This is a genomic window from Phormidesmis sp. 146-20, assembly GCF_052939475.1.
Window position 1 is genome coordinate 191076 of record NZ_JBJPHT010000009.1, and the last position, 6680, is coordinate 197755.

6 protein-coding genes are annotated in these 6680 nt (G+C 50.8%); 3 read left to right on the forward strand and 3 right to left on the reverse strand.

Annotated features, from left to right (window positions below):
• Positions 1-6 precede the first annotated feature (6 nt).
• On the reverse strand, positions 7-1428 hold the full coding sequence (locus ACKFKH_RS10715; RefSeq protein ID WP_446858273.1) for an NADP-dependent isocitrate dehydrogenase: 1422 nt from the start codon (positions 1426-1428) through the stop codon (positions 7-9).
• Positions 1429-1791: 363 nt separating this feature from the next.
• Between ACKFKH_RS10715 and ACKFKH_RS10720 the strand changes: the two genes are divergently transcribed.
• The 3 genes from ACKFKH_RS10720 to ACKFKH_RS10730 all read left to right on the forward strand — a co-directional run bounded on the left by ACKFKH_RS10720 (position 1792) and on the right by ACKFKH_RS10730 (position 4268).
• Positions 1792-2466: a response regulator transcription factor gene (locus tag ACKFKH_RS10720; RefSeq protein WP_446858274.1), complete on the forward strand. Its 675-nt coding sequence runs from the start codon at positions 1792-1794 to the stop codon at positions 2464-2466.
• 167 nt (positions 2467-2633) lie between these two features.
• Entirely contained in the window at positions 2634-3143 is a 510-nt protein-coding gene (locus ACKFKH_RS10725; protein ID WP_446858275.1) for an inorganic diphosphatase, read from the forward strand.
• 279 nt (positions 3144-3422) lie between these two features.
• Entirely contained in the window at positions 3423-4268 is an 846-nt protein-coding gene (locus tag ACKFKH_RS10730; RefSeq protein WP_446858276.1) for an MBL fold metallo-hydrolase, read from the forward strand.
• Between the two features lie 25 nt (positions 4269-4293).
• On the opposite strand, the gene ACKFKH_RS10735 is transcribed toward ACKFKH_RS10730, so the two are convergent.
• Positions 4294-5385, reverse strand: coding sequence for an anthranilate phosphoribosyltransferase family protein (locus ACKFKH_RS10735; RefSeq protein WP_446858277.1), 1092 nt, complete (start codon positions 5383-5385; stop codon positions 4294-4296).
• A gap of 56 nt (positions 5386-5441) precedes the next feature.
• On the reverse strand, positions 5442-6386 hold the full coding sequence (locus tag ACKFKH_RS10740) for a LysR family transcriptional regulator (protein WP_446858278.1): 945 nt from the start codon (positions 6384-6386) through the stop codon (positions 5442-5444).
• Positions 6387-6680: the final 294 nt, after the last annotated feature.

The window sequence follows — 6680 nt, forward strand, 5'->3', positions numbered from 1 at the left end:
ACTCCCTTAGAAGTGCCGAATAATTGCATCCGCAAATTCGGAGCATTTCAGAGGCGGCTCGACGGGAGGCTCCATCATTCTGGCCAGGTCGTAGGTGACTTCTCGATGCTCGATCGCCGCGCCCAGTCCCTTCTTGATCAAGTCTGCCGCTTCTTGCCAGCCCATAAATTCCAGCATCATCACGCCAGAGAGAATGACTGAACCGGGGTTGACGCGATCGAGTCCCGCATGTTTGGGAGCTGTTCCGTGAGTTGCTTCAAAAATGGCACAAGAATCCCCAATATTGGCTCCTGGCCCCATGCCTAGCCCACCGACGATCGCCGCTGCCGCATCGGATAGATAATCGCCGTTGAGATTCATCGTCGCCAAAATTGAATACTCATCAGGACGAGTCTGAATCTGTTGAAAAATGCTGTCTGCAATGCGATCGTTGACCATCACTTTTTCTTTCCACTGACCGCTGCCGTGAGATTCACCGATCGCGTCTAACACGGCTTTCACCTCGTCGCAGATGGCGGCTTTCTTTTCGACTGTCAGCCCATCAAAACCTGGATCGATCTGACGAGCGTTGTCTTCTAGCGAAATCCCAGGCTGACGCTCCACATTGCCGAGAATCCAGGACTCCCGCTCAGTCACACACACTTCTCGAAATTCTGTCGTTGCCAACTCGTAGCCCCAGTCCCGAAACGCCCCCTCTGTATACTTCATGATGTTGCCCTTGTGTACCAGCGTCACCATTTGCTTGGCCTTGGGCAATCGGAGCGCATGTTGCATCGCCCGCCGGACTAATCGTTGAGAGCCTTTTTTACTGATGGGCTTGATGCCAATTCCAGAATCAAGCGGGATCTGCTTTTTGCCATGCTCCGGAGTCGCAGGAATCAGATCTTCGTTGAGCAGCTTGATCAAGCGATCGCCCACTTCGCTGCCTTGTTTCCATTCGATTCCTAGATAAATATCCTCTGTGTTTTCCCGATAGATAATCACATCCAGCTTTTCAGGAGTCTTGTGAGGAGAAGGCGTACCCGCATAGTATTTACAGGGACGCACACAGGCATACAGATCAAAAATCTGACGCAGGGCCACATTCAAGGAGCGAATCCCCCCACCGATCGGAGTCGTCAGCGGCCCCTTAATCGCCACCCCATAAGTCCGAATCGCCTCCAGCGTGTCTTCGGGGAGATACTGATACGTTCCATACTGCTCACAGGCTTCATCCCCGGCATAGACCTTAAACCAGGTGATCTTGCGCTTGTCTCCATAGGCAGCCTGTACCGCCGCATCAAACACCTTCTCAGAAGCCGGCCACAGATCAATCCCCGTGCCATCCCCGCGAATAAAAGGAATAATTGGATTATCAGGGACGATCGGCTCACCGTCTCGAAACGTAATTGCAGAACCAGTGGTGGGCGGAGTAATTTTTTCGTACATAAAATCGAAGGGGGTTTATCGAGGGCAATCTGACAGCTTGGCTCCATCAAAAGCACATCCATCATCCAAATCTGGCTTGTCGAGTACGATAGATGGGTTAAGGCTGCTCTGTAGGCTACCAAACTTTCTCAAGTGGGGATAGACTGTCTCATCGTATTTTTTCATCAACTCTTGACGCAAAATTTCCGATCATCAAGAAATATCACAAGATTCTAAAATACGATGAAGTGGCAAGAACAGTTTCATGAGAGAACGTTCCGAATCGTGGCGATCGCTTTCGCTTTACGCAGTTCCATTTAAGATCCATTTGAGAAGGCTAAAACCAAGATGATGTACGTCTTTGCGGGCTACATGGAGACGTGAATGAAAAAGATTCTTGTCGTTGACGATGACACAACCCTTCGCACAGCTTTAATTCGCTACCTCGAAAAGCGGGGCTATCTCGTTCAGGATGCGGCATCTGGGCTTGAGGGCTTGTCCAGTTTTGAGAAAGACCCGCCCGATCTAATTGTGTCCGACGTGCTGATGCCCGAAATGGATGGCTATGAATTTTGCCGTCGGCTACGGGCTACTCGCTTGGGGCAACTGATTCCATTCATTTTCTTGTCCAGCAAAGGAGAAGTTGAAGACCGGGTACAGGGGCACTCGATCGGAGCCGATGACTATCTGATCAAACCCTTTGAGCCGAGAGAACTGCTGGCCAAAATCGAAGCACAGCTAGAACGATCGCGACGGATGAACTCTGAAATCGTCCGGCTGATGCAACAATCCAAAACGACTCCTGCCGCTGCGCCGCCGCCCAGTCCCCTTCCCCTGACCCCTGCCGAAGAGAAAGTCTTCTGGGAAGTGATCCAGGGCTACACCAACAAGCAAATTGGCGATCATCTGTTTGTCAGCCCACGTACCGTCCAAACCCATTTGAGCAACATTTTGAGCAAGCTTCAGCTAGAAAATCGTTCGCAACTCGTGCGCTTTGCGTTTGAGCAGGGCTACAAGCTGCCGATCGAACCGCCTCCTCCCATCGAAGAAGAAGCCTAAACACCGGAATTTTGGGCGATCGCAGATCTCTTGAGTGGACGATCGCCCTCTTCCCCTAAAATCAAGAATGGATAAAGGATAAACAGATAACATTCTCATCCCTTACCCCTCTCGCGTAGCGTGTCGAAGACACCCCCTCATCCCTTTTTCGCTTGGAGAAACCGCCAGTGGACTTAACTCGCATTCCTGCTCAACCTAAACCCGGTCTGATCAACGTTTTGATCGAAATCCCTGCTGGGAGCAAGAATAAATACGAATTTGACAAAGATTTGAACGCCTTTGCGCTCGATCGCGTTCTTTATGCCTCCGTGCAATATCCCTACGACTATGGCTTCATTCCTAACACGCTAGCCGATGATGGCGACCCCCTCGATGGCATGGTGATCATGGATCAGCCCACCTTTCCGGGATGTGTGATTGCCGCACGTCCGATCGGCATGTTAGAAATGATTGATGGTGGCGATCGTGACGAAAAAATTCTCTGTGTCCCTGACAAAGACCCTCGTTACGTCAACGTCAAGTCGCTCAATGACATTGCTGCCCATCGCCTAGAAGAAGTTGCGGAGTTCTTTAGAACCTACAAGAACCTAGAGAAAAAAGTAACCGAAATTTTGGGCTGGCAGGATGTAGATAAAGTGCTGCCTCTCGTCGAAAAATGCATCAAAGCCTATACCTAGACGTTTACAAAATTAATCAGCACAAAAGAGGCTTGGGAAATTCCTGAGCCTTTAATCTTTATTAGAAGATTGTAATGGTGGGTAGACTGGTAGCTCCCTCACTGAAATGGGTAGCATATGAAGATATCAAAGCTGAAGCGGCAAGCATTTCTACTGTTTAGCCATTGGTGAACCAAACCTTTTTTGACCCAAATGTCACACTCTGACCGTGAGACAACCGCTCCTGATCAACACTCTCAACTCAGATTACAGGCTCTTGAGGCAAGCGCAGATCCAGAAATGACCTATTCACCAGAGTTCGTGATCCAATTTTGGGGGGTGCGAGGTAGCATTCCCGCCCCTGGCAGCGAGACCGTCCGCTATGGGGGAAACACTTCCTGCGTCGAGATGCGAGTCGGTGGCAAACGGCTGATCTTTGATGGCGGCACGGGCCTGCGGGTTTTAGGCAAACAGTTGCTCAAGCAGTCCCCCGTCGAAGCGTACATGTTCTTCTCCCATTCCCATTGGGATCACATTCAAGGCTTTCCCTTCTTTCTGCCTGCATTTATTCCCGGAAACTGTTTTCACATTTACGGCGGCATCGCTCCCAACGGCGCGACCATGAAACAGAGACTCAGTGACCAGATGCACCATCCCAACTTTCCGGTGCCAATGCAGGTGATGAAGTCAGACATGAAGTTTTATGAGCTGTCGGCTGGGGATGTCGTGCAGTTGGATGATATTACGATCGAGACAGGCCCGCTCAACCATCCCAACACGGCTCTAGGCTATCGAATTACCTGGCAAGGTCGCACCGCCGTTTACGCTACTGATACCGAACATTATCCCGATCGCATTGACGAAGATCTGGTGTATCTCTCCCGCGACGCAGACGTTTTGATTTACGACGCTTGCTATACCGACACAGAATACTACGATACCAAAACTCCCAAGATCGGCTGGGGACATTCTACCTGGCAAGAAGCGCTGAAAGTTGCAGAAGCGGCCCGGGTCAAGAAGGCAGTGATGTTTCACCACGACCCTAACCACGACGACGATTTTCTCGATCAGGTAGAAGCCGAGGTGCAAACGATGTTTCCCAATAGCCTATTGGCGCGAGAAGGCATGATTTTGCCCGTAGTTTAGCCCGTTAGCAAAGGGAACAGAATCCCTAATCTCTGCTTGACACAGTGCTAGCCGCATCGACAGCCGCAATGATCTGCTTGAGAGTTTGAGCGACCTTGCCTTGAGAGAGAAGAGCCTCCGCCAGTGAGAATCCTGCTTGAATATCCGAGCAGGCTCCACAGCGCCACAGATAGAATCCTCCATTCCACAGGACAGCCTGCATCATCTCAGAGGGTTTGCCCTGCAAGACGGTTTGAAAGCTGGTGATTAGATCGTCAGGGGATGCGATCGCTACTTCCTTGCCCGCAAACCCAAACTCACGAGGAACCAGATGTAGTCGATCAAACGTACTTTCACTGGTGAGGGTTGACGGGTGAGTCGGCGTGTTGAGACCGATGATAGCAGTACGATCGCGAGGCAAGTCACAACTCCCTTCTAGCCCTTTGACGGTCGTAAAATGCTGCAACTCCCGCAGGGCAAACGCTTCACGAAACATGTTCTCGGTCGGCGGATGCACAAAGCCACTCACTAAATGCGTTTCACCCGCATAGGGCGACCACATTAACTCCAACGTCGAGAAGGGAGGACGCTTGCCGATCTGATCGCGATAGGTCACGATTCCTTGCGCTAGAGGAAAGTGATTGGGCAGATAAACAAACCCAAGTTTTGTCGCTTCCAGAACCTGCTGAACTTGAGCAAGAGACAGCTTTTCCCAATGGATGCCCAGGCCACTCCACAATTCGATCAGGGGAATGCCTTCTTTGGTAGGCATCCGATCGCCTCCATGCAAAATCACAGGAACGCCTGCCGCAACGAGAATCAACGTCGTGATCGGTAAAATGGGAGCCGTGCGCGATCGCCCATCATAAGGAATCGAGAACACGGTCGCTGGATAGGAAGCCGCGATCGGTTGAAGTTTTGGGCCCAACAGATCATAAGCGTCGAGCATTCCCGCCAGCTCTTCTCCAGTCGGGCGCTTGATGCGATGGGCAATCATAAAAGCGCCAATCTGGGCAGGGGTTGCTTCTTGTAGCAAGATCATGCGAGTGGCGGCCGCTGCTTCTACCCGGCTCAAATCTTCACTGGTGTGAGGGCCGCTGCCCACTTTTCGCAGTAGCGCTCTAAATTCGTTGCTCATAATCCCATTCAACCAAACTTAAGGGCTTCTCCAGACTGGCTCGATTCGGTGTGACTTTAGACTACCGCTCTGGGCGATCGAGCAACCGTATTTTCTGCAACCATACTGGCGGGAATCATCAATTCATGAACAAGCTGACGAAAGCGCTGAATTGGAGGAATTTGTAGCCGATCTTGAGTAGTGACTAAGACAACTTGGCGAATAATGGTGGGGTCAGTGGTCGATCGCACGGCCAGCATCGGGTCGTGATGAACATCCTGAATAGCTCCCTGGGGCAACAGCGCAATCAGTTCACCCTGCCGGACAATCCCCCGAAAAGCATCCAGTGTATTGAGTTCGAGAACCGCATTCAAAACGGCTCCCTGACGCTGGAATTGTTCTTGTACCAGTCGCTGCATCCCATATCCATCTTTAAAAACCACCTGGGGAAACCGCACCAACTCTGACCAGGGCACTTCAGCGTATTGAGTGAGCGGATGGTTGGCCGACATCAAGATTTTGACTGGCTCATCATAAAGCGGATCAACCACCATATCGGGACTAGCTGTCAGGAAACGGTTGTTCATCACGATCGCCAGATCCACCAGCCCATCTTTGAGAACTTTGAGGGCGCGATCGCTACCCAGGGAAGTGACTCGTAGCTGAACTTCTGGATATTGTTGGCAAAACTGCTGAAGCACAGGCGGCAGATGAAATGCACAAACTGAGTGAATTGCAGCAACACAAAGTTCGGGCTGCTTGCCTTCTAAGAGATCAGCGAGTTCTTGAGAAGCGGTGCGCCATTCATGCCAAATTTTACGAGCGTGGGGGAGAAAGCGATCGCCTGCGACAGTCAATTTTGCTTGAGCCGTGCGGTGCAGCAATGGCAACCCTAGTTCTGCTTCGAGACTTTGAATCTGCCGACTAATGGTAGATTGCGTCACGTCACACTTACGAGCAGCCTGCTGAAAGCTCCCAGTTTCGGCTACGGCTAGAAATGCCTGCAACTGCTCTAAACGCATGAATTTTGTATTGTGGATAACACTTACCCGTGACCTTAACGGATTTGGAGAAGAATTTTAGTAAAAATTGATACTAGAAAAGAAGAGAAATTTTTGAGGGTTATGCAAAGACATCAGCCCTTTGCTTTGGGAAGAAAGAGAATACACTACCTCGAATCGATCTCATATTTCGTCTTACTGTCTAATAACTTCATAGCAAAAGCCCCCCATCGCTGGAGGGCTTCTCATTTCAAGCGTCAGTCAAGACTAAGCGTTGATGGCTGGAGCAGACAGGGCGACAGGAGCCGCTTGCCC

What these genes read in the sequence shown, in the direction of transcription:
- ACKFKH_RS10715 (WP_446858273.1), bottom strand. Translation starts at nt 1,428, where the DNA reads ATGTACGAAAAAATTACTCCGCCCACCACTGGTTCTGCAATTACGTTT.
- ACKFKH_RS10720 (WP_446858274.1), top strand. Translation starts at nt 1,792, where the DNA reads ATGAAAAAGATTCTTGTCGTTGACGATGACACAACCCTTCGCACAGCT.
- ACKFKH_RS10730 (WP_446858276.1), top strand. Translation starts at nt 3,423, where the DNA reads ATGACCTATTCACCAGAGTTCGTGATCCAATTTTGGGGGGTGCGAGGT.
- ACKFKH_RS10735 (WP_446858277.1), bottom strand. Translation starts at nt 5,385, where the DNA reads ATGAGCAACGAATTTAGAGCGCTACTGCGAAAAGTGGGCAGCGGCCCT.
- ACKFKH_RS10740 (WP_446858278.1), bottom strand. Translation starts at nt 6,386, where the DNA reads ATGCGTTTAGAGCAGTTGCAGGCATTTCTAGCCGTAGCCGAAACTGGG.